This window comes from Staphylococcus sp. 231237_7MaSpsaltlick (assembly GCF_043107035.1).
The window spans coordinates 482735-505847 of sequence record NZ_JBICNX010000002.1 but is presented as its reverse complement, the minus strand read 5'-3'; the positions used below and the strand labels follow the sequence as shown (position 1 = coordinate 505847).

Sequence of the window (23113 nt, the reverse complement as noted above, 5' to 3'; positions counted from 1 at the left end):
CTCTTTTATTTACCCTTATTAATGTCTTCTAACATAGCATCAACCGTAATCTTGGCGCTTGTCAATACAATTGGCACTCCTGCTCCTGGGTGAACACTTGCTCCAGCAAAATACAAATTTTTGTATTCTCTGCTAACATTAGGTGGTCTATAGTAGTTACTTTGTGCTAACGTAGGCATTAAACCAAAAGCAGCTCCAAATTTCGCATTATAATCTCCTTCAAAATCTTTAGGTGTGTAAATAATCTCTGTAACAACCCGTGTTTTCAAATTTTCTAAAGCTTTAATTGTAGAAAGCTTGTTATAAATAATATCCTTTACCTTTGTGATTGTTGCTTCATCAGACCAATCCGCATCGCCTGTTTTCAATTCTGAAACTGGCATGAGTATATAAATACCTGTATGACCTTTTGGCGCTAACGACTGATCTTCTACACTAGGCGCATATACATATATTGAAGGATCTCGAGATATTTCTCCGGAAAATATCTCATTAATATTATTATCAAAATCTTTTGAAAATATAACATTATGTAACAAAATTTCTTCAGATAAATCTTTATCAACCCCTATATACATTAAAAAGGCAGAACAAGAATAGTCCATATTATCAATTTTTTGCGTCGTATATTTTTGGGGGTGGTGTTCATTTTTAATTAGAGTCGAGGTTGCGTATGGAAAATCAGCAGTACAGATTATTTTGTCATACTTTTTTATATTTCCATTTACTTTCAAACCTTCTGCACGCTTAAATCGACTATCAATGATAATTTCCTCAACGTTTGCATTTGTATAAATTTGAACGCCTAACTCCTCATTTAATGTTTGAAGTGCTTTGACAAAGCTATACATGCCGCCTTTAATAAAATGAACACCAAACATTAATTCTATCATTGGTATAATTGAATATAATGAAGGACTTCGTTTAGGATCAATGCCTATATATAAAGTCTGAAACGCTAAGATTTTTTGAATTTTTTCATTATCTACATATTTTTCAATTAAGTTATCTGCTTTATCAAACGTTTTTAATTTCATTCCTTGGTATAAAGTAAAAGGGTTATAAAAATCTGTAGGTTTTCTAAAAGTACGTTCTAAAAAATGTTTGCGTGCGATTTCGTATCTTTCGTATATATCTGTTAAAAATGACATAAAGCCATGTGTAGAGTTAGGTTCAATAGCTTCAAGCATATCTCTTAATTGTGCAAGGTCAGTAGGTACACGAATTTGATCTGTTTCACTAAAATAAACATCATAAATATGTGATAATTGTTTAATCTCCAAGTAATCATTCATATTTTTATGTGCATAATTAAAAACGTCACGATAAATTTCAGGCATCATTACAATAGTTGGCCCCATATCAAATGTAAACCCATCTTGCTTAATTTGATTCATCCTTCCACCTATTTGTTGATTCTTTTCATATAAATCCACTTTGTGTCCATTTGCCGCTAACCTTGAAGCTGCAGCTAAACCTGAAACACCGCCGCCTATAACTGCAAGCTTCATAATGTTTCACTCCTTTTATATTTCGCGCTAATATCACGATGAATTTTTATTTTTTTCAATTTGCTTACAAATACTTTTTTACGCAATGTATAGTTTGACTTTCTTACTTCCTCAAGTATTTCACGATAGGTAGTTGTCGCTAATTCAATGATATAACGTACCTCTTCATCAAAGTAGTTAATACCGTTCAGTGCAATGTTGTATAGTTCAACTGCCTCTGTAGCATAACTTTCCCATAGCTCTATATAATCTGAGTTAACTCCTTCATAATATGTAGAATGTAGTTCAACTTGATATTGAGCTAATTTTTCTTCACTGAGATAAATCCGTCCATTTTGAAAATCTTCACCAACATCTCTTAAAATATTAGTTATTTGCATTGCTTTACCTAAAGCAATAGCAGCATCTTTAGCTTGCTCGAAATTATTTTCATTTGATGCAGCTAATATAGGAGTTAACAATTCCCCCACAGTGCCTGCCACACCATAGCAATAATCATATAAATCGGAATCTGTTTGAATTACTTTTAAATCTAAATCTCCCTTTACATATTGAATTAAAGATTTAAATGGGTTTTGAGGTATTGCATATGTATTCAAAGTGTCATTTAAAGCATTCATAATGGATGCATCACTTTGATAACTTCGGATATGATTACCGTAAATAGTATCTAAATCACTCGCTATCTCATCTAATTTCTCAAGGTTTTTATATCTATCGACACTATCATCAATAATTCTGCAAGCTGCATAAATAGCCCATACTGCTTTTTTTCTTCTTATATCCAAAAAATCAAAGGCATAAGAAAACGTTTTTGAATGTGTTTTCATTATATTATGACAGTAGTTATAATCTCTCTCTAACTCATTCATTTGTTGCCCTCCTCAAAATGCCTTTAATTACTCGACATTTATAAAAAACTAAATTATAAATCTATTTTACGGCCTTTCCAATGTATACGTTTAAACACATTGATATCTAACCACGATTTAATAAATATCACTACAAAGCATATGAAAAGTACTGGATGACAAATACTTGTAATAAGACTAAAATTGCCTGTTCTTCTAATAAACAAGTGAAATTGTAAAGCATATATAAAATAAAAAATAATGGCTAATATCATATATAATGGGTCTAAATTAATAGAAAAGATTACAGCTAAGATAGTTACAAGTGACCCAAATAGCCATAAAAATACAAAAGTAAGTGTAGATTTTTTAGTTACTTGAGATCCAAGTGCAAAGTGTTTACTCCATCCCTCTAATAATGCTTTATATCCTTGGGGATACATTCTAAAATTGACTACCCCTTGACCTTCATATAATTTAACTGGCAAATCGTAATCATGATAAGCTTTACTTATGGCAAATCCTTCGATAATTTGGTCTTTAGCTTTCAAATGACCTTGTGTCAATTCATAATCTCGCTTATTCGTCAAAATCACAGGCCCAAATGCGCTTTGTTCTTTATTTGATGATTTAATTATTGAAAATTTATTCATACCGACGATTGTCATCAAATTAAAAATAGCCGATATATTTTCATATAATTTCTTTATCTTATGATAAGGCTGTATAGAAAGTAGACCTTTAGCGCCCTGTAAGTAATATTGATTGACTATACGTTGGATACTGTAACCATTTGTAAATTGAACATCCGCATCAACAAACATTAATAAGTTATGAGATGCAAATTGACTACCTTGCCAACAAGCATGCGATTTACCTTGCCATGTATCATTATTTTTAACAGTATATACGCTTGCACCGTGATATCGGGCAACGTCTGGGGTGTCATCTGTTGAACCATCATCCATAATGATAACTTCTATTTCTTGCTCTTCACCTATACTGTTAAGTAATTTAGGTAAGTTCTCAACTTCATTTCTAGCAGGTATAATAACACTGACCGCTGTCTGACCGCTGTCTTTTTCGGAGTTACTTATCACCGCTCGACGCGTATACATGCACATTCCACATATTAAAGATAATATCGTTAATACCATTGCTATCATATAAAGTACCATTCAACCTCAACTACTTTCTCCAATAATAATAGCTTCTGCAACTTGCATACCACTTAAGGTTACCATGGGCATACCCGCTCCTGGATTTACGGACCCACCTACAAAATACAAATTTTTATAATATTGACTTTTTTTAGGAAATTTAAAACCTTTATTCTTCTTCTTACTAGATACTACACCGTATATGGCGCCTTTATTAGAATTATATTTATTTTCTATATCATGCGGCGTCCATACATCTTCGTATACTATGTGCTGTCTTAAATCCTGTAAGCCCATAGACTCCAATTTGTCCAATATACGTTCTCGGAATTGATGATATTCCGCTTCACTAAATGGTTTGTTTTGAATATACGGTATATGTGGCAATATTTTTATATTTTCATGTCCTTCTGGTGCTTGTAGCTCATCTGTTTTATTTGTATTAACAACGTAAATTGTTGGATCTTCAGGCAAAACATATTGATGAAAAACTTCATCATAATTAACTTTAGAATTATTCGAAAAGAAAAAATTATGATGTCTAAGCTCTGGATAACTTTTATCCACGCCCAAATGCATGACATAACCCGAACTAGCTGGTTCAAATTTACGTTCCAATTTGTTTATTTTATGCTCATCAAAATTTAATAAATATTTATAAACAGGGATTACTTCCATATTAGATATAATGTAATCTGCATATATTTCTTCGTTATTTTCTAACGTTATCCCTGTCACTTCGCTTTGGTTATTATAATTTATATGTTTGACAGAGGCATTAAAATGTATATCCACCCCTAATTCTCTCGCTAATTGTTCCATCGCTTCTGCTAATTTATGGATCCCACCATCTACGTACCACAATCCTTCAGCATGTTGCATTTGAGGCAGTAAGCTCAATACAGCTGGAGCATCATAAGACGAGGATCCTACATATTTGATAAAATATCCTAGCATTTCTCTCAAATAAGGGTTCTCGACTCTTTTGTTAATTGCTTGTTGCATTGTATGAAAATAGTCGAATTGTTTTAAGGCTGAAAATGGACCATGGTAACGGATAATTGCGGACATCGTATCTAATCCTTTATCAAAATAACTTCTTTTAGCAACTTCATGTATCTTTTGAGCATAATTAAAAAATGCAGTAAGTTGCTTTATATCTTTATTTGATAATGTTTCGTTATTTATTAATATATCTTCCATAGATTCATATAAATCTATAATTTGACCATCCGGATAAACATTTCTAATCTGTAATGCTAACTTGCGAATACTAACGTAATCTTCTAGCTTTTTGCCGCATTTTTGGAATAAATGTTGGAATACTTTAGGCATAGTCAAAATAGATGGACCGAGGTCAAATCCATAGTCACCTATTTCTAGCCTATTTACCTTTCCACCAATATGTTTATTTTGTTCATATAAATCCACTTTATAGCCTGCTTGAGCCATACAAATTGCACTGGAAACACCGCCCAAACCGCCTCCGATGACAACAACTTTCTTATTTCCCATTTAATCACCTTTTCTTTTTTGCAATTTTAAATAAATACGTATTAATTTAGGGCGATTATAGCGCTGTACAACCATACAAGGCACATTGGCTATAATGACATAGAACAGATTAATGATTTTAACGCTTTTAGATGATTTAAAAAATACAATAATAGGGATTATAGACAATAAATGTACAAGTTCAGCACGTCTAGTTTCTAATATAAATTGACGTATTTCATACATATTATTAGATATATCAAATGTCGTTTTACTCACAATATTGGGATTAATATTTTGGCCATCTGGTAAACGATGTTTCCAATATTGTACTTTAACTAATTGTTGCCATAATCGACCTTCTTGTTCAAAATTCCAACTTTTAAAATATATATTATCCTTCTCTAAATATTTATAATTAATACGCGTGCCAAATTGGGCAATGACCATTTGAACTATAAACCAATATAGCGCATTATATATTATTTTTTTCATCAATTTAATTCTCAGTTTTTCCTGTGTAGCTTGGATTCTCTTTATTTAAAAACCAATTGCCAGCCGTTAAATACGTTGCAAATGCACTCCAAAGCATGTATGGGACTAGCAAGATACCCGCAATCTTCTTCACATTGAAAAATTTTACAGTTGTAGTTATTACTGCACCAAGCAATACAACGCTCTCTACTAATGCACTGAAGCGTAACTTATATTTAAAGTACAAGACTGACCATAAGTAATTAAGCCCTAATTGTGTATAGTAAACGCCTCTTAAAGTCTTATGTTCTGATTTATTAGTCACTAGTGCATAAGCGACACCCATCGTTGTATAAAGTATTGGCCACACGATAGGAAAGACATATCCAGGCGGTGAAAAGGGTGGTTTAACATTCTTTTTATAGTCTTTTCGAGCATTTTTCACTGCAAATTTCCCTATAAATTTGCCACCGATAACTGGCGTTATAACTTTTATGATTGATTTAATTATCTCGCTTGCTTTCATTGTTAATCTCCTCTTCTTTATAACTAACTATACAACTAACCACTATAGTTCGGCATTAGACATATTGTTTCTTTTAGCTAAACACTTTTTCAATCCATATAATTTTAAAACCACTGCGCCTACAATAACGACAGGTAAAATAAATTTTTTCATATTTACGCCTCCTTTTTTAATACTTTTCGTAGTTTCCAACTTCAATTTAAAAAGATTCATTACACTTTTATGAACTTTTGCTTGAGTATACTTATACACCCACCATGGTAATGTAGGTTCATATTCTTGTAACGCTATAATACATTCATTGCTATTAGGCAATCTTCTAAACTCTAATCTCGCATTGCCCCCGTTTGAATCAAGAGCAAAGTCACCGCCTACAATACGGTACAAAATTCTTTCATCATTAGATGCAGTTTCATCTTTTTTTAATAAAAGTAAATCTTTATTCAAACATGGTACAGTTATTGAAAAGTTATCTTCATCAAAATCGCTATTAACGACGTTTAGTGTAATCTTATTTAAAAAATCAGCATACAATTCTGTTACTTGGCTTATATTCATGTCTTTAGGTAAGATTGCTCTTGAAATTGCGCGAACATCCTTAACTGCAGACTTACCTGATTTCTTATGTTTTTTTTGTTTTGTAGTTTCTTCCGCTAAAGCCTTACGTACACTCTCTCTAAAATCTATTTTGCCAACAGAGATACCTTCCACTGTATTTTCTTCATTTCTTACCATATCGTGAATCAAACTATCCATTAATGGATAAACCATCTCTTTTGGAACACCAGAAATCAATTTAACCCAATATTTACTTAGCCAAATTGGAATAATTGGTAAGTCTAAGGTAGGTAAACGTTTATCTAACACTTCAGCAGTTTGCTTAAATAAGTCTTTATATGTCATATGAGTTGGTCCACCAATATCAATTGATTCGTTACTATGTGGACTACGTTCTACGATCTTATAAAGCCCATTAATGACGTCTTCAATAGCTACTGGCAACGTTGTATTATATGCCCATTGTGGCAACAGTAACCCTGGTAGACGTTCCACCAATTTTTTTAGAATTGGGTAAGAGCTTCCTTTAGAACCTATAATCAAACCAGCCCTTAAAGTACTTACCGGTACGCCATAAGCCCCTAAAATACGCTCACACTCTAAACGACTTCTTAAGTGTGGTGATAATTCATTAGTTTTAGGTATTAATCCACTCATAAATACGATATGATCCACTTTATTAAAACTCGCTGCTTTTGCAAAATTGTCTGCTAGTAATGCATCCATATCTTCAAAACTTGCTTGTGTTAATTTAGCTGAAGGCATCATAGAATGCACTAAATATATAGCGATATCAATATCCTTCATCACTTCTGTTATCTCGTTCAAATCAAATAAGTCAGCGGATTTCCAAGTTACATTTTGTTCGTCCTTTTTATTCTCTATATGTCTAGAAACAGCTATAATTTCATAGTTTTCTTTTAATCTATTCATTAAATGACCGCCGATATAACCCGAAGCGCCAGTTAACAGAATTTTTTTCATAAATTTAGCCTCCAATAAAAAAGATGAGCAGGAAAATCTTCCTCAGCTCATCCTTTGCATAATAAGCCTGTTTGCTCATTACAATTAAATTAATTTAATTTAATTATGATAAGAGTTCTAAGTCTCTTGTATAATATAATACCCTTATATTATTAATGTATGCCTGTATAATTAAATTTAGTTAGATTTAATATTCTAATAACCACGCTTTTGAAAATCTAAAGCCTATCCCTAATGAAATTTTTCCAGACTATAATGACCGCATTAACAAATAATATAAAACTGGTCGTGATTAAAATAATATCTACGCTTAAATAATGATTACTATTTTCTATATAAATACCATAAAAAGGCCATATTAAGACCAATGGATATAGCCAATCTTTAAAAGAGATAGCTATAAAAACTCCAATCATTGTAGCTAAAATTAACGCTATAATCGTCCAACTTAATTCTGTTAAACCGAATATTGTTTTAACATGATAATTTATCGCTAACGAGAAAATATTAACGATAGTTGCGACAGTCGTCCAACCGAAATAAATTGAAATTGGGAAACGATTAAAACCTCGATAGCTGGATAATATTACATACATTTGAGCGATATTATAAAGTAACGCTATAATAACGATTACTGAAATTAAGAACCATTGTTGTGTATAAACAATAATCCAAACACTATTTAATATAAAATTAATAATAGGAAGATATTTTAATCGACTTACTACTTCTTTATCACGCGAGCGCATTAGCCACAATTTGATTAGCCATATTAAAATAAGCACATAGATTAAACCCCAAATTGCAAATGCGAAACCAGCAGGTTGAATAATTGCTTGTTTATTTTTGGCGATACTTCCTATATTACTACCACTTAAATAATTAACTGCAATCATGATCAAAAAAGCAATAAAATATAAAATTACCCATTTTCTTTGATTATTCATTAATAAGCCTCCTATCTTTAATTTAATAGATTGTATCATTTTTATTGGTTATAAATATATGATAAGTAACTGGCATTAAGCTTTATCAACAACTATTTAAAATATCGCTAAATTGAAAAAATTATATCATTTGAAACGTCAAGAAATTCAAAAAGCATTTAATCCAATTCTTTAACTAACATTTCTGATTAACAATAAATATCAATCAATTAAGGAGCTCAAATACATCAATGTTGTAAAATATTATACTAATACTTTATTTCCCCAATTCTAGACAATTGATACCTCTACTTCTATTTTCATTAAATATATTAAAAAAAGCAGTGAAGAAATCTATTGAATATAAATTCTTCACTGCTTAATAATGTTTTAAATTGTACTTACTTATTTTGCATGAATTTTACTTCAGCAGTGGCTTGCTCTCTTATGGACTGTTCTTCTTTATGTTTCCAACTTGGTATAAGAAATGCATCTATAATAATCCAAATAAAAGTCGGAATTCCTAAAGTCCACCAAGAAACTAATAATGTTAATGCAATTAAACCTATAGCAGATCCTGTTTTTCCAAAATAAAACCTATGACCTCCAAAACTACCTAGAAAAAACCATAAAAGATAAGCTATTCCAGTTGATTTTGAACGATTTGCAACTTGTTGTTCAATATAAGATTTTTCGTCTAAATTCATTTACATAGTCCCCTATTCATTTAATTTAATTTCATATAAACATACTAACATAATCAGAATTATATTAGACCTTTATTTTCAATAAATAATCAAAAATTTATGTTACTTAAATAGTCAAGTTTCAAAATATTTTATACATTTTTAATTAATGATTGTTTTCTTGTGAACTACAACAATAAACTTTTTGTTATCGAAAAATGTAATTGCCTAATTTATTCAACTAAGTTCTCCAAAACTAAACTTTAAAGTAAGCGTTAATTTTACACACTTTTTAATAAACAAAAAGCTGGGCGCAATTAATTTGAATATGCTCCCAGCTCTATATGGTTACTTCTATTTTCATTATTGTGTATATACTTCGATATCAGTGTCGCAACTTCCTCCCGTACCGTACTTATTAGGTTCTTTATTACCTGCAAGAATTAGTACAAACCAAGTATAAAGCGTGACCAATCCTGCGATTACCGTACCGAAAATGCCAGCCATTACTGTAGCACCGAGCAAACCGTTGCTTTCTGTATTAGCAACAACGACAATAACACCTATAATAAATAAAGTTGCAGCAATTAACGTAATAAAACCACTAATATATGAAACGATGGCAAGAATCATAGTACGATTTGTATCATGTAAACGTCTTACCATCACAGTGAAAGTAGGAATAATAATAGCTATCGCAAATAAGCCACTAAGTAAACCACTCGATACAACACCCAAAACCGAAGATATTAAAAAATTAATCCAAAAAGGATGCCAAAATTCAGGACGTGTTGACCTTCCATTAACATCAATAAAACGTGTCCAAAATGCTTTGTAACTTTCGATAACTTGATTCTGTGAACTGTCCATTTAAACTCCCCTATAAGTTTGATAATTACAGTGTACTAAAATAAAGTTGTACATAGCAAACTACATTTTTTACTTATGTATGAAACATATTTTAAACATCAAATACTCTCAATGATGGACTGAATTTTTTTGCAAACAATAAAATATTGAAAAATAAGATTTCTGACAACTAATTATGTATAATGAATTATAACAATATTCTTTATTTTAAAGGGGGATTTTTTTGAAATTTAAATACTTAGCATTTGGGGCTATAATAACCACTATGATTCTATCTGCATGTGACATCAACATTAATACAGGTTCAGGAGAAGATTCCAAAGACACAAGCAATCAAGACCAACATAATAACAATCGAAGTAGCAATGATGACCAAACAAAGTCTAACAACGAAACTTCCTCAGATAATTCAAATAGCAATAGTGAAAATATAAATTCACCAGAACACTATGCTAAAGTATGGATTTCCGTCATTGAAAATAATGGTGGTATGTAGACCCATCCAATACTGAAATCACACATGCAGACGTGTCTGGCAAGGCGTTAAACCCTTATAACGAGAGCGCTTCAGCCACATTCCCAAACGGAACTCAAGCATTATACGGCACACCTACTGCTGCTGGGCAAGTTATATACAAAGATAACAATGATGGGACAGTAAATATCTATGATGTGCCTAGCCATTTTCAAGACAAACGTTGGGATGAGGATGAATATTCAAAAAACCAATCTAACAACATACTTAATAATCCAAAAACTGTAAAATTAAAAGACTTCTCACAAAGTGAACTAGATAATTGGGTACCTGTTATCTCTGAATCTAACGAATCACAAGCACAAGATAGTAGCGAAAGTGATAGCGATAAGGATACTAGTGTGACGCGAAAAAATGTAATTGATATAGTAGAAGAATACGAAGGACACAGTTTAAACACTTCTCAATATACTTATAAAGAGCCCGAGCAAAGTGATGATGGAGACTGGGGATTCTCATTCACTGATAAAAATGGAGATTTAGCAGGTTCTTATATAATTGACCAAGATGGAAATGTAACGAAATATGATGAAGACGGTGAACCCGAATAAATATCAAAAATAAAAAAGCGAGATGCTAATTTGCATTTCGCTTTTTTATACTAATTTAAAAAACTATGTCATCTTATTTCGTCCATAAAAATGCTATAAATTCTTTAGCAACTTCTTTGTTTTCATGTAACTGGCTGTGTTGTGCTGATTTACCCTCATACTTGGATTCTCTATAGCTTTTCGGACTATCACCAAGTAAATATTTTAACGACTTAGATGAACTATTAGATACACGTCCATCAGAGCTAGTTCCATCTTTCAAATCACCAAATATATTTAATACGTCGATATTTTTACCTTTATATATCTCTTTAAGTTGTTGTAATTCTTGATATGGCTGATTCATGCGGCTAGGTTTGCCATTAGCATCCACACTAATTTCATTCACTTGTTCATTCATATTTAATACGCCATTATATGTCCCAGCAATATTCACTTGTTTATTCAATTGAGGTAACGACGGGTCATTCCCATACGTCAGCATATATTGAGCAAATGATAAATTACCCATAGAATGACCTACAAAATTAAACTTATTAATGTCGTATTCACTTTGCAATTTCGTTAATACATTTTTAAACCATTTCGCATTTTTATCAAGATCACCTTGCTTATTATTGGCAAGTTCAATTTGTACGATAGGATTAGTTGTATCTTTTTCAAGTTTCCCTTTTAATTCAACCTCTCCACCTTTAGAAACATTCGCTGTAATCACATCTTTAGTAACCCCATTTTGTTTGGCTTGTTTAACCATAAATTTTTCTGAATTTGCGCTCCCACCATAACCATGTAAAAATAGTGTAGGCGTTGAGCTATTCATAAAATTTGCTTGTGCAGGTTTTTCCACCGTAGATTGGTTTTGAGTAAACACCTTTATAGTAATAAATGCCACAATAGTAACAATAACGACGATACATATGCCCCAAATCCATAACTTCCTCACTACAATAACCTCTATTCTGTCATTTTGTTTTAAGTATAAAGTAAGCTAACAAGTATTTCCTTATTATTTATTTGAATACCCAAATAAAAAAACGCTATAAAATGCCTTACTTAAGCAATTTATAGCGTTTATTATATGTTTTATATGTAATATCTCTATCATTTTAAACTGACTCAGTAAATCACTTTAGAACCCTCGCCAAGTAAAATAATACATACACTACTATTTTCATGATTGTAATTACTTCACTTTTCAATCATCATGTACTAAAGCTTTTGATAATCTACGCTAACTCGACTTATAGGATATAGGACGTTTTATCACACTTAAAACCATGACGCAAATCACAAGCAGACCACAAATAATGTACATCCATTTAAACCCTAGTGAATCAGATATCGGTCCCATTATGACACTTCCCAAAGAAATACCTAAATCTGCACATGCAATAAACAATCCTAATAACATGTTACGGCCTACTTTAGGTAAGACAAAACTTAGATAAGACGTTAATGTTGGGTATACCAATGCTTGTGTGATACCGATTAAGATTGCGCTCGCATAGAAAATCACGATACCTACTTGTGGACCAAACGCCACAGCAAAAGATGCAATCATTAGGGACGATAAGACAGTCACTATAAATTTTGGATGCCATAATCCATCCGATGGGATATATTTCCTTAAATAAAATCTTGCTACAACCACAGCTACAGCTTGAATAGTCAGGAATATGCCCGCACTCGCAAAGCCATAATTCACAGTGTACAACGGAACAAAAGTACTTACCGCACCAAATACAATCGATGCTACAATCATGATTAAACCACTATTGAACAACTCTTTGTTTTTGAAAAACTGAGCAAATACCGTAACTGCATTAAATGACATTTTTTCAATTTTATGGGACGTATCCGGTTCTTGTTCAGCAATTGTGACACGATAACCAAAGAACGTGGTGGATAACGCAATAAAAATAATAACAATCGCAAAAATGGAAATATTATCAGCGTGCCAAATACCTATGGCTATAATTGGGCCAATCAAATTGGGGATTGTCGAAAATAGCGAATACAACGAGACCCCTTCTGAACGGTGCTCTTCTGGTAAAGCATCAATAATTCCTAGTTGTAATGACATCGAGAAGAATGCTGTACATACACCTTGCATCACACGTGCCAAGAAATATCCTTCTAATCCAGTAAAACCATATAGAATTAAAGCAATTGCATTAATAATTAAAATGATGCGTAATACTTTAATCGGGCCAACACGTGCAATAATTTGTCCTGCCCAGGGTCTAAATATCATAGCAGTTAGCATATAAGCACCCATTACAATACCGATAACCGTATTTGTAGCTCCTATATCATGTCCTCGTAATGGTATAAAGACATTCAAAATAGCGTTAGCGCTAAAAAACATTAATGTTAGTATATATAATCTCAAAAAAGGCCATGCCATAGCACCTTTCATTGTCTCACTCCTTAGAATGATAGTTGTTTTTCAATCAATGCTTTTGTATAAGCATTATCACTTAGATGTAGATCTTTGGTTGCAATTTGTTCTTCAATTTTGCCGTTTTTAAAAATAATTAACTGCTCACATAAATAGGTGGCAGCTTGAATATCATGTGTAATAAAAATATAACTTAACTGCCTTTTCGAGCGTAAATTTACTAACAAATCTAAAATTTGGGTTTGAATCGACATATCTAAAGAACTGATTGCTTCATCGAACAATATATATTTAGGGTTCATACATATGGCGCGTGCAATCGCCACACGTTGCGCTTCACCGCCGGATAACATATTTGGATATTTGTCCATGTATACTTTCGATAAGCCAACTTCTTCTAATAATTCAATAGCTCGTGCCTCCATGAGTACCTTAGGTTGATTGTCACACTGGCACATCACTTCTAATAATATTTCTTTCACTGATTGGAAAGGATGTAATGAAGATGTGTAATCTTGAAAAACCGCACTTATTTGATGATTTCTCACCTTTTTCTTATAAATGGGTTGATCATTCAACGTTACTGAACCTTTGTTAGGCTTCTCAATACCTAGTACCATCCTACTCAATGTTGATTTTCCGCTACCACTCTCGCCGATAATTGCAATTGCTTTACCAACTGGACATTCAAAGGATACATCTTTAACAATAGGGGTCATGCTACGCTGAAACATTTGTGAACGCGAATACGACTTTTCAACATTCATAATCTTAAGCATTTGATTCCCCCCTTAGCACAGATTTAAAATAATCATTAACTTTTTTTCGTGTAGATAATAAATATTGAGTATACGTTTGTTGTGGTTGGTATAGCACCGCTTCTCTAGTTCCTTCTTCAATAAGTTGTCCATTCCTCATCACAACTACTCGATCTGCGATATGATTAATCACTGTTAAGTCATGAGAAATAAAAATCATGGCACAATCGAAATGTTGCTTAATATCTTTAAACGCTTGTAACACATCATATTGCGTAATAGTATCTAAAGCTGTCGTTGGTTCATCTGCAATAATTAATCTAGGTTTCAATGCCAAAGCTAAAGCAATCATCAAACGCTGTAACATACCACCCGATAACATATAGGGATACGACTTTAATATCTGTTTGGGATTGTTTAACCCCATATAATCCATATATTCCGTCAATGTTACTTCGATTTCTTGAATAGATAGTTGTGTATGAACCTTCATAGTTTCAATTAATTGCTTGCCCACAGTAGATGAAGGATCAAATGCACGGCTACCTTGTTGCATAACCATCGCAATATCTTTACCTCTATGCTTCTTTAACTGCATCTCTGACAAAGTAAGCATTTGTACATTATTAAATGTCACTGTTCCTTCAACACTTAAACGCTTAGGATTTAAACCTACTAAAGATTTACATGTAACTGACTTACCACTACCACTTTCACCAATAATACCTAACACTTCACCTTTATCCACTGTAAAATTTACATCGTTAACAATGATCTGATTTGTCCAGCTATCTTTGATAAACAGATGTTGTACTGTTAATAACGTCATGATTGCACCAATCCTTTCTTCACAGAACGTAGTTTTTCCTTTGAAGATATCCTTGGATCAATCGCAATTTGTAATGCATCTGATAAAAAGTTAAATGCCATAACGATAATAACGATTGCAATACCTGGAGCAAACATCATTTCTGGATGAGTAAACATTACTTTTCTAGCTTCATTGAGCATCATGCCCCACTCAGCAGTCGGCGCTTTAACACCTAACCCTAAAAATGAAAATCCAGATATTTGTAAAATCATAGAACACATAGAACTACTTGAGATTATTGCAATATCACCAAGTGTCAACGGCATAATATGTCTGCGAATAATTTTCAAATCACTCATGCCAATTGTCTTGGCAAATTTAACGTGATCTGAAGCAGTATATTGCATAACACTTGTGCGAATCACACGACAAAACCACGCCCAGCGCGTTAAAATAAATGCCATAATAATATTTTCAGCGCCCATACCAAATAACGCAATCAGTGCGAGTGTAACAACATAACTAGGAAATGCTAGCATCACATCACACATACGCATGATAAACGCATCAATATAACCCCGGAAATAACCAGAAACAAATCCTAATATGGCACCAACCAAAACAGAAATAAAAAGCGCTACAAAAACATATAATAAGCTAGGTCTAATCGCATAAATCAACCTCGTTAAAATATCTCGTCCTAAATGATCAGTTCCTAAGAAATGTTGTAAACTTGGTCCACTATATTTGTTAGCTGTGTCAATATGATTAGGGTCGTGTGTTGTCACCAAGGGGGCTGCAAAACCTAACACAACATATATGACAATAATGGCTAGAGCGATAACAGCGCCCCTGTCTTGTAATAAACGTTTTAAAATAATCATCACGATGCCTCCCTTAATCTTGGATTCAAGAGTGCATTGATTATATCTGCTAATGTATTAAATACAACAAATAGTATAGCCACAATTAATACATACGCTTGTATGACAGGAAAATCATGTTCTAATATGGCTTTCAAGCTTAATTGCCCTAATCCTGGCCAAGCAAATATATACTCTATTACTACTAAACCACCCATAATCATTGGTATAGACATGCAGAAGATTGAGACGGCAACTTGTAATGCATTACGCAATACGTGCAACATTAAAGTTGTAGTCTTCACACCACATGCTTTCAAATACAGTACATAATCTTCATTCAACTGCTCAACAATTGAACGCCTAATATTTCTAAAGTAAATACCAGCATATGCAATTGTGATAACAACAACTGGCAATATGTAACTTTCAGGACCTGTCAGTCCAGAAGTTGGCAATAAATTTAAATTTACAGAAATGTAAATGATTAACATCGAAGCAATCCAATAAGATGGTAAGCCTGTTAGAAAGAAAGCCACAGAACGTATCGCACGATCTGCAAATCCCCCTCTTGTTAAGGCACTGACAACCCCTAAAATAATTGATGTAATCATTACGAAAATGCTAGAAATGACAGTTAATTTTAATGTGTTAAAAAACGCTGGACCAATACGTTCTGCAACAGGGTCGCCTGTAATATAACTCGTACCGAAGTCTAACTGTAATGCTTGAAATAGCCAATTCTTATATTGAATCAATAATGGGTCATTTAAACCGTATTTCTCATTTGTTTCTTCAATTAGTTGCGGCGATACATCCGGTGTACCTTGTGCATGCAAAATTGTAACCGCCGGGTTTTCATCCGTTATATAAGTTAGTAAAAATATCATAAAGCTCACTACAATCATCAGTGGAACCATAATCATCATGCGCTTTAAAATAAATTTGAACATTATAAATGCACTCCTTTATTTAAATTGCATTTCATTAAAAGGCAATTCATATTGCGACTGTGTAAATGATAATTTCTCTAAATCATTAGGTGCAACCACTGTCATTCTGCCGTGTGATATAGGAATGAAAATACCTTCATCATCTATTTGTTGTAAAATTTGTTTATATGCATCAGAACGCTGTTTATCATCTTGGATTTTAAATGATTCATCAATATTGTTGTATAGCTCTTTTTTGTTGGCGATACCTGCTGTCGCACTTTCATAACCGTTACTTGCTTTAAATGCGCTTATTGTACTTTGTGGGTCATATAATAATCCCCAAGTTTGATTAAACATTAAGTCATAGTCACCAGATGTACGACGTTCTGCAACTTTGTCTGATGTATCACCACTAATTTGTAATTGAACACCCATTTTCTTAAATTCTGCTTGTAAAAATTCTGCTTGTTCTTTTTGACTAGAAGATCCTTTGTCATAATACATAGTCATTGTTAATTCTTTACCATCTTTGTTACGGACATTACTATCTTTTTCTTGTTTCCAACCCGTTTCATCTAACAGCGTTTCCGCCTTTTTAACATCATATTTACGCGTAGGCATGTCAAAATTAATATCTGTAACATTCTTCGCGAATAGTTGTGTTGCCGGCTTTTCTTCGCCATCTAAGATCTCTTTAGTTATTTTATCTCTATTTACCATATGACCAATCGCTTGTCTTACATTTTTATCACTCACTGGACTATCTTTCTTACCAGAATTTGCGACTAACATTTTTGTATTCATAGGCTGGCTACGTTTAACTTGGTAATCGCCAGAATCTTTCAATTGCTTTAAAGCGTCTTTGTCTAAGCTATCTGTGCCTCTATCGTCTGTAAAAGCAAAGTTCGTCTCACCCTTTTTCATTGATAAAAAGGCAGTCTCACCTGCTGGCATTACTTTTGCTTGTATTTTATTTAACTTAGCTTTTTCGCCCCAATAATCATTATTTTTATTAAAATCTGCTGACTCGTCTTTTTTATGTTCACCCAGTTTAAATGAACCTGTGCCATCAAATGATTTCACGCCATTCTTAGTTCCATCATCCTTAAAATCTTTAGGTGATACAAATACATATGGTCGCGGCATTGCTAATTCTGCTAAAGCTGGCTGATATGGTTCTGTTAACTGAAGTTCGACGGTATATTTGTCTTTAACACTAACATTATCAATTAATGTTGAAATCTTTAACCATGAATGTAATTTTTTATTTTGTTGAACTGCATCAATATTTTTCTTAACTGCCTCAGCGTCAAACCCTGTACCATCATGGAATTTAACATCATCACGCAAATGGAAAGTATACGTTTTACCATCATCAGATACATCCCAATTTTTAGCTAATAATGGCTTGATACCGTCTTTAGTATTACGTACAAGTGGCTCATAAATCATACTTTCTGCAGACATAGACCCTCCATAAACATGTGGATTCATATCTCCAATATCTTTCACTGTTGTATACGTTAACTGCTTGTTCTCTTTCTTCTCTTCTATGCCTTTGCCGTTTCCACATCCCGCTAAAATAACACCTGATGCAATTAATACTGCACTCATCTTAGTAAGTTTGTTCATTATTTTTCCTCTTTCTCATTTAAAAATTGTAATATCATTTTTAATCGTGTGGATCATACTTATGTAAAATCAAAAACCATTTAATATTTTTATATTACAAATCATTGTCACTAAATCTTACCTTTGGTATCTAAGTACACCTCTACCAAAGATTTATCATCTTTATATAAGTTCACGTTGAATTGTGATGATAATTGTTGGTTATGCTTTTTATAGTCCTGACAATATTGTTCATAACGCTTCATAAATGTATCAATCATTGGTGTCTTAATACCTAATAGTTTGCCAATATGTTGAATAATTGAAGTACGGTAATAATCCTCACTTGGCATACGTGGTATATGAACGACGCCTTGTTCATTTTCATAAAGCTGCTTAATCGGTACCGCGGAAAAATCAAAATAGCGGCCGTGTTGATCAGGCTCTGAAAACGGATCTATTAATATTGCTGTATATCTCACATACAGTAAATATTCTTGATGAATTGCCGGTAACTTTTCAAAACTGTAGACATCATCATCCGCTAATGTCTCAGGACGCACAGGATAGTTTTCTTTCACCATGAATTCCAAAAGGTTGACTGACGGCACACTAAATTCTGCTAAAATCGTCATCATCTCTGTCCACATCAAACGCATTTCATGAATGAGTGTCATCGTAATTGGACCTTCTGGAAATAACTTATACACATAAACAGGTACTTCTGTCCCTTCAAAAATAATTTTTAATGAAAAATCATTCATAAATAATGGTGGGTGCACATACAAAGAACTATTGCGTGTTTCTGCATGTAAAGCTGTTGGCATATCTACCAAATTTATGTGAAATTGCTTGAACACACTTGTTAAATAATTGATTGTTGCTGAATGCTCACGATTAGAACCTACGTATAATTTCGTCTTCAACCCAGTGGTTACAACCTGGTTAGGTTGCTCAGTATCATACAAACGCGTGTCACCCAGATATGTAGAAAATGATATAACTTCGAGGTCCTTATTGAAGTTAGTCACATACTGCTCGACAATCATTTGCGAACCAAACGTAGGCGATACTAACAAGATACGCTTTACTTTTTCTAATGTTGCTGTCGATAGTTGTGATAATGTACTATGATATGCATCTGCCGTACACGCCATAATAATTGTGTCATAGTGACCATTAACACCTTCTATATCTTTATACAAATGACTAATTTGGAAGCGGCCTTCCATGTGTTTATGAGCATCATTTTGGGTTGTTACTTCAAAGTAATTATCGTTTTGATATGCTTGATATAACTTTTGTGATTTCAACGAGGTTGAGGCACGGCCTACCATATCTATTTCCTTCTCTGTTGTCAGACGGCACAGCTGGGCTAATTGAATTGCAACTGGCCCAGTACCGATAATTAATATTTTAGACATCCGCTACACCAACCTTTATTGATGCCTTTCGATATAAAGCAATATCAAAAATTTGATCAGATTGTATACGTTTATCTACACATTGCCATTTATCTACGCTAGTTTTCTCAGAGGGATAGTTAAATAATGATTTGATTCCATCACCAAATCGCATTGCAACAACAACATTTTCATTCGTTAAATCATAAAGTTGCTCCAATATGTCATATTTAATTGGAATTGTTGAACTAAATATAATATGTGTCACTTCTTTGATATCTACTAATTGGTCTACTGTCTGCTCTGTAATCTCTATATCTTCATTTGGTGCTAATACTTTAACAATCCTTTGACCTAAATCAACTGCCGTTGGATCAATATCAATACCAATAACAGAAGCACCAGTCTCCTTTGCCACTTGAATGAGTGTCATAGGATATGCACCAGATCCAACTAACAATAATTTGTCATTTTCAGTTATATGACATTGTCCAAATTCCTCATTAATACAGTGCTCGATGTTATCAAAGTATCCTGAAGTAGAAGCCTTACCGTCTAATAAACGTTGTGCTCGAATAACTTCTACTTGTTTAACACATTGGGCTGATATGAATTGAAGTCTCGTTGTAAGATGTTCTTTAACCGCTTCATCTTCCCAATCTTCATACAATCTTCTAAAAACTGGATTTAATATAAACTGACTATACTCATCCACTAATGTTTCTAATGCATCAATGTAGTCACTATTTTCTAAGACATTTTCATATAGCGTTTCAAAATTTAATAAATATTTATGTAATATAGCACTAATCTCTTTCTCTAAATTATTCATTTTAGTCTCCTATTCTATAAATGCTTTTCCTGTTGCGACTGTTGAGACTTGCCCTTTAATGGAAGTTTGAAACCCAGACTTTGGACATTTCCTAGAAGTCACTAGAATGTTGCCACCTGGCTGATAAACTATAAAATCCTCGCATGCACTTTCAGCGTTATAATTTTTAAAAACGCCAATCGATGCAGTACCAGAACCACAGCTATTTTCCCAAACTAAGCTTTGAATTTCTGGTATAAAAATAAGCGGCTTAAGAAACTGACGTTGTTCATCAAATAACATGATACCTATCGTTTTATATTTATTACTCCATGTTTGCTGACGGACAAATTGTTCAACCTGATGTTGCAATTTGGTAGTCACTTCAGTGACTGGAACAACAAAATGTACATATGACTCATATATAATTTCTATTGCATGCCGTTGTTGCTGATCAATATTAAGCTTTTTTGCGGACACGCGTTGTGCTTGGGGCATACTGACTTCATAATGTTGATTGCTATGTACTTCACACTGAACCAACCCTGAACATCCCGAAACTTTAACTGCACATTGCCGTTTTTGCAGTATATTACTTTCTTGTAAATAATGTATGTATGACATTGTGGCATTACCACAAAATTCATTTCCGCTCATAACTAAATGACAACTTTTATTAAAGTCCGTATCAGTGGACTCTATAAACCCAACTTGCTCACAACAAACATGACTCGTTATCATTAATTGGTTAGCTATGGATGCGTAATCTCTTGAATAATGTTGCGAATGCACTAGTATCGTCATATTCCCCGATGGATTATACTTAGAAAATTCTATAACCTTTCGATTCATACGACTCTCCTTCTATTTAAAATTTTTATATAAGCCTGCTAACATTGATTAAAAAACTTTGGCTCATTGCGCAGCCTTATCAAATCGTAATAGTTACGATTTGATTTATATCATATATTGGTCTTTTATGGTTGTCAATACAAATGATAATATTTTTCAATTAATAATTATTAAAAAAACTTGAATTGGGTATTTATTGTAAAAAGTACATGTGGGAATTTTTTAAATTTTTATATAAAAAATAAAGCCCCAATCATTCACTAATACATAAAAAATACTGTAAATGACGAGACTTTATAGGTTTTGTTTGTTAGTTATAATATTCTTAGTGAATTAGATGCCTTAAAATAGCCATAAACTTATTTGCTCTCAATTATACTTTTCCATATTTGCTAAAATAGTGCCTAATATTTAAAATTATATTAAGTATAATAAAATATTCATAACAACAGAGTATATTTTTAAATGGAGTGATAAGTGTGAATCGTAATATTGAACAATTGAAAGATATCATTAATAATTCCAGTAGAATTACATTTTTTACAGGTGCTGGCGTATCTGTAGCAAGTGGTGTGCCTGACTTTCGGTCTATGGGTGGTCTGTTCGATGAAATTTCAAAAGAAGGTTACTCACCTGAATACTTGTTAAGTACTAATTATCTACAAGATGATCCAGAAGGATTTGTCGATTTTTATCATAAACGTTTACTTCTTGCTGATAAACAACCAAATACCATTCATCATTGGATTGCACAACTCGAAAAAGACCATCAATCTCTAGGTGTGATCACCCAGAATATCGACGGCCTTCATTCAGATGCAGGTAGCTTAAATGTAGACGAACTCCATGGCACTTTAAATCAATTCTATTGTGTTGATTGTTTTAATGAGTATTCTAAAACCTATGTCATGGAACATCACCTACGCCATTGTGAATCATGTGGCAGTATCATTAGACCTGATATCGTACTTTATGGAGAAATGTTAAATCAAAACACTATTTTTAATGCTATTAATAAAATTGAAACGGCTGATACATTAATTGTTTTAGGCTCATCACTCGTAGTTCAACCAGCGGCAGGTCTAATTTCAAACTTCAAAGGACAAAATCTTATTATTATTAATAGAGATGCCACACCTTATGATCATAATGCAGATTTAGTCATCAACGAAGATATGGTTTCAGTGATTTCAACGCTTAATCATGAAAGCTAAACCATATAAGAACTACTAGAAATTTAAAAAATACTGATTAATAACAAATAGTTATCAATAATCAACATTCAAGAAATTGGCTCAAAAATGTAAACATACCTAGGTGAGTTTTCTCATCAAGATATAAACTATCTGACATAAATAGAAAATCAAATTTTGCTTGTTCTAAAAGCTTTGGCTGTTCAATTGTTTTCGTTAAATCCCTCCGCATGCGTTAATGCATCTGAACGTTTACTACTCACAACTTGGTGGCTTAGATCAATCATTCTATATTTATAGAGTCAACTTACAATTTTCAAAAATTAAAATTGAACCTGAAAAGCTCCTA

23 protein-coding genes are annotated in these 23113 nt (G+C 32.8%); 3 read left to right on the top strand and 20 right to left on the bottom strand.

Annotated elements, in window-relative coordinates:
- Positions 1-5: 5 nt before the first annotated feature.
- The 10 genes from ACF91D_RS05455 to ACF91D_RS05410 all read right to left on the bottom strand — a co-directional run bounded on the left by ACF91D_RS05455 (position 6) and on the right by ACF91D_RS05410 (position 10040).
- The gene (locus tag ACF91D_RS05455; RefSeq protein WP_208181837.1) at positions 6-1511 is read right to left on the bottom strand and encodes a phytoene desaturase family protein; all 1506 of its coding nucleotides are present in this window, start codon (positions 1509-1511) and stop codon (positions 6-8) included.
- Positions 1508-2383 carry a phytoene/squalene synthase family protein gene (locus tag ACF91D_RS05450; RefSeq protein ID WP_069793367.1) on the bottom strand — a complete coding sequence of 292 codons (876 nt, stop codon included), beginning with the start codon at positions 2381-2383 and terminating at the stop codon, positions 1508-1510. Before ACF91D_RS05450 ends, ACF91D_RS05455 begins: the two co-directional genes overlap by 4 nt.
- A gap of 53 nt (positions 2384-2436) precedes the next feature.
- Complete coding sequence (locus tag ACF91D_RS05445; protein WP_069793366.1) at positions 2437-3480, bottom strand: glycosyltransferase family 2 protein; 1044 nt, start codon at positions 3478-3480, stop codon at positions 2437-2439.
- A gap of 66 nt (positions 3481-3546) precedes the next feature.
- Entirely contained in the window at positions 3547-5037 is a 1491-nt protein-coding gene (locus tag ACF91D_RS05440) for a phytoene desaturase family protein (RefSeq protein ID WP_069793365.1), read from the bottom strand.
- On the bottom strand, positions 5038-5511 hold the full coding sequence (locus tag ACF91D_RS05435; RefSeq protein ID WP_208181834.1) for a glycosyl-4,4'-diaponeurosporenoate acyltransferase CrtO family protein: 474 nt from the start codon (positions 5509-5511) through the stop codon (positions 5038-5040).
- A 4-nt stretch (positions 5512-5515) separates the two neighbouring features.
- Positions 5516-6016 (bottom strand): TspO/MBR family protein, encoded by a 501-nt coding sequence (locus tag ACF91D_RS05430; protein ID WP_101050587.1) that lies wholly within the window; start codon positions 6014-6016, stop codon positions 5516-5518.
- Between the two features lie 42 nt (positions 6017-6058).
- Positions 6059-7558, bottom strand: a complete 1500-nt coding sequence (locus ACF91D_RS05425) for an NAD-dependent epimerase/dehydratase family protein (RefSeq protein ID WP_107549785.1) — start codon at positions 7556-7558, stop codon at positions 6059-6061.
- 218 nt (positions 7559-7776) lie between these two features.
- Entirely contained in the window at positions 7777-8505 is a 729-nt protein-coding gene (locus tag ACF91D_RS05420; RefSeq protein WP_069793362.1) for a tryptophan-rich sensory protein, read from the bottom strand.
- Between the two features lie 380 nt (positions 8506-8885).
- The gene (locus tag ACF91D_RS05415) at positions 8886-9191 is read right to left on the bottom strand and encodes a TM2 domain-containing protein (protein ID WP_039068217.1); all 306 of its coding nucleotides are present in this window, start codon (positions 9189-9191) and stop codon (positions 8886-8888) included.
- A 342-nt stretch (positions 9192-9533) separates the two neighbouring features.
- Positions 9534-10040: a DUF805 domain-containing protein gene (locus ACF91D_RS05410; RefSeq protein WP_039068218.1), complete on the bottom strand. Its 507-nt coding sequence runs from the start codon at positions 10038-10040 to the stop codon at positions 9534-9536.
- A gap of 223 nt (positions 10041-10263) precedes the next feature.
- Here ACF91D_RS05410 and ACF91D_RS05405 point away from each other — a divergent pair, with 223 nt between their 5' ends.
- Both ACF91D_RS05405 and ACF91D_RS05400 read left to right on the top strand, forming a co-directional pair.
- A complete protein-coding gene (locus tag ACF91D_RS05405) occupies positions 10264-10536 on the top strand; it encodes a hypothetical protein (protein WP_327620841.1) in 273 nt (90 codons plus the stop codon).
- Positions 10537-10568: 32 nt separating this feature from the next.
- Entirely contained in the window at positions 10569-11126 is a 558-nt protein-coding gene (locus ACF91D_RS05400; RefSeq protein WP_327620842.1) for a hypothetical protein, read from the top strand.
- Positions 11127-11199: 73 nt separating this feature from the next.
- On the opposite strand, the gene ACF91D_RS05395 is transcribed toward ACF91D_RS05400, so the two are convergent.
- The 10 genes from ACF91D_RS05395 to cntK all read right to left on the bottom strand — a co-directional run bounded on the left by ACF91D_RS05395 (position 11200) and on the right by cntK (position 21571).
- Positions 11200-12054 carry an alpha/beta hydrolase gene (locus ACF91D_RS05395; protein ID WP_392436664.1) on the bottom strand — a complete coding sequence of 285 codons (855 nt, stop codon included), beginning with the start codon at positions 12052-12054 and terminating at the stop codon, positions 11200-11202.
- A gap of 303 nt (positions 12055-12357) precedes the next feature.
- A complete protein-coding gene (cntE, locus tag ACF91D_RS05390) occupies positions 12358-13545 on the bottom strand; it encodes a staphylopine family metallophore export MFS transporter CntE (RefSeq protein ID WP_069793360.1) in 1188 nt (395 codons plus the stop codon).
- A gap of 11 nt (positions 13546-13556) precedes the next feature.
- On the bottom strand, positions 13557-14306 hold the full coding sequence (locus ACF91D_RS05385) for an ABC transporter ATP-binding protein (protein WP_069793359.1): 750 nt from the start codon (positions 14304-14306) through the stop codon (positions 13557-13559).
- The gene (gene cntD, locus ACF91D_RS05380; RefSeq protein ID WP_069793358.1) at positions 14299-15114 is read right to left on the bottom strand and encodes a staphylopine uptake ABC transporter ATP-binding protein CntD; all 816 of its coding nucleotides are present in this window, start codon (positions 15112-15114) and stop codon (positions 14299-14301) included. The genes ACF91D_RS05385 and cntD overlap by 8 nt, the downstream gene beginning before the upstream one ends.
- Entirely contained in the window at positions 15111-15980 is an 870-nt protein-coding gene (gene cntC, locus ACF91D_RS05375; RefSeq protein ID WP_069793357.1) for a staphylopine uptake ABC transporter permease subunit CntC, read from the bottom strand. The genes cntD and cntC overlap by 4 nt, the downstream gene beginning before the upstream one ends.
- The gene (opp1B, locus tag ACF91D_RS05370; protein ID WP_069793356.1) at positions 15980-16912 is read right to left on the bottom strand and encodes a nickel/cobalt ABC transporter permease; all 933 of its coding nucleotides are present in this window, start codon (positions 16910-16912) and stop codon (positions 15980-15982) included. The genes cntC and opp1B overlap by 1 nt, the downstream gene beginning before the upstream one ends.
- Before the next feature lie 15 nt (positions 16913-16927).
- Complete coding sequence (gene cntA, locus ACF91D_RS05365; RefSeq protein ID WP_327620843.1) at positions 16928-18526, bottom strand: staphylopine-dependent metal ABC transporter substrate-binding lipoprotein CntA; 1599 nt, start codon at positions 18524-18526, stop codon at positions 16928-16930.
- Positions 18527-18636: 110 nt separating this feature from the next.
- On the bottom strand, positions 18637-19929 hold the full coding sequence (gene cntM, locus ACF91D_RS05360; RefSeq protein WP_069793354.1) for a staphylopine biosynthesis dehydrogenase: 1293 nt from the start codon (positions 19927-19929) through the stop codon (positions 18637-18639).
- On the bottom strand, positions 19922-20740 hold the full coding sequence (gene cntL, locus ACF91D_RS05355) for a staphylopine biosynthesis enzyme CntL (protein WP_069793353.1): 819 nt from the start codon (positions 20738-20740) through the stop codon (positions 19922-19924). The genes cntM and cntL overlap by 8 nt, the downstream gene beginning before the upstream one ends.
- Positions 20741-20749: 9 nt before the next feature.
- Positions 20750-21571 carry a histidine racemase CntK gene (gene cntK, locus ACF91D_RS05350; RefSeq protein ID WP_327620844.1) on the bottom strand — a complete coding sequence of 274 codons (822 nt, stop codon included), beginning with the start codon at positions 21569-21571 and terminating at the stop codon, positions 20750-20752.
- Between the two features lie 479 nt (positions 21572-22050).
- Between cntK and ACF91D_RS05345 the strand changes: the two genes are divergently transcribed.
- A complete protein-coding gene (locus tag ACF91D_RS05345; protein WP_069793351.1) occupies positions 22051-22785 on the top strand; it encodes an NAD-dependent protein deacylase in 735 nt (244 codons plus the stop codon).
- The last annotated feature ends 328 nt before the right edge of the window (positions 22786-23113 follow it).